The organism is Ferruginibacter sp., from assembly GCF_031430955.1.
GTDB lineage: Bacteria > Bacteroidota > Bacteroidia > Chitinophagales > Chitinophagaceae > Ferruginibacter.
In genome coordinates this window covers 1-1,682 of the sequence record NZ_JANPCM010000533.1, presented here as the reverse complement: position 1 = coordinate 1,682, position 1,682 = coordinate 1, and the positions used below count along the sequence as shown (strand labels likewise).

The window sequence follows — 1,682 nt, the reverse complement described above, 5'->3', positions numbered from 1 at the left end:
TGCTTTTGCATTATTTTAATTTTTAGAAAATTATAACTCTTCTTTTGAAAGAATAATTTCCGACACTCCCCTGCCCTGCGGCACCATCGGAAATACATTATTCTCTTTACCTACCATTACTTCCAATAAATAACTACCATTATGATCTAACATTGTTTTTAATGCATCTTTTAACTTTGCTCTATCAGTTACTTTCTGTCCGTCAATGTAATACCCTTTTGCCACGGCCACAAAATCCGGGCTGGTAATATCAACAAACGAATATCTTTTTTCGTGAAATAATTGTTGCCACTGGCGTACCATTCCTAAAAACTGATTGTTTAGAATAATTATTTTTACAGCAGTTTTAAATTGCATGATTGTACCCAATTCCTGGATGGTCATTTGAATACCACCATCGCCTGCAATGGCAATAACTGTTCTTTCCGGCGCACCATATTTTGCACCAATTGCAGTGGGCAATGCAAAACCCATAGTACCTAATCCACCGCTGGTAATATTGCTTTTACTGTGATTGTATTTTGCATAACGGCAGGCTACCATCTGGTGCTGGCCAACATCGGTTACAATAACTGCATCGCCATTGGTTAATTCATTTAATAGATTAATAACTTCACCCATGGTCAACTCATCAGTAACCGGATTCAATTCATCGTTGATACATTTTTCTTCTTCCTTCTTTTTATATTCATTGAATTTATTTAGCCATGCTGTATGCGTTTTTTGTTGTACCAATGCAGTAAGCATGGGTAAAGTTTCTTTACAATCGCCCCAAACAGGTACAGTTGTTTTTACATTTTTATCAATCTCTGACGGATCAATATCTAAATGAATAACTTTTGCCTGCTTGGCATATTTATCTAAGCGGCCGGTTACACGATCATCGAAACGCATGCCGATTGCAATCAACACATCGCACTCATTAGTTAAAACATTAGGCCCGTAATTACCATGCATACCTAACATACCAACTGCTAAAGGATGATAAGTAGGAATAGCACTCATACCCATAATTGTCCACGCAGAAGGAATTCCTGATTTCTCAATAAAATTTATAAATTCATTTTCTGCTTTACCTAAAATAACACCTTGTCCAAAAATTACAAATGGCCTTTCTGCTTTATTAATTAATTCAGCAGCCTGTTCAATATATTCTTTGCGTACAATAGGTGCAGGACGATAGCTGCGGATATGATCGCATTTTTTATAGCCTTCGTAATCGAATTTTTGTAACTGTGCGTTTTTAGTAATGTCAATTAACACAGGTCCCGGCCTTCCGCTACCTGCAATGTAAAAGGCTTTGGCTAATACCGCAGGAATTTCTGTAGCATCTGTTACCTGGTAATTCCATTTGGTAACAGGTGTAGTTATATTTATCACATCTGTTTCCTGGAATGCATCGGTGCCTAACAAATGGGCAAACACCTGTCCGGTGATGCAAACAACTGGTGTACTGTCAATCATGGCATCAGCTAAACCAGTAACTAAATTTGTTGCGCCCGGGCCGCTTGTTGCAAACACCACACCCGTTTTTCCGCTCACTCTTGCGTAGCCCTGTGCGGCGTGTATGGCTCCCTGTTCGTGACGAACTAAAATATGTTCCAGCTTTTCTTTATAATCATACAATGCATCATAAATAGGCATAATGGCACCACCGGGATAGCCAAAAATTGTTTCTACGC

General features: G+C 38.6%; 1 protein-coding gene. It reads right to left on the bottom strand.

What is annotated here, in order from left to right:
- Positions 1-30 precede the first annotated feature (30 nt).
- The coding region (ilvB, locus tag ACY65O_RS14975) for a biosynthetic-type acetolactate synthase large subunit (RefSeq protein WP_462221667.1) at positions 31-1,682 on the bottom strand (1,652 nt) is incomplete at its 5' end.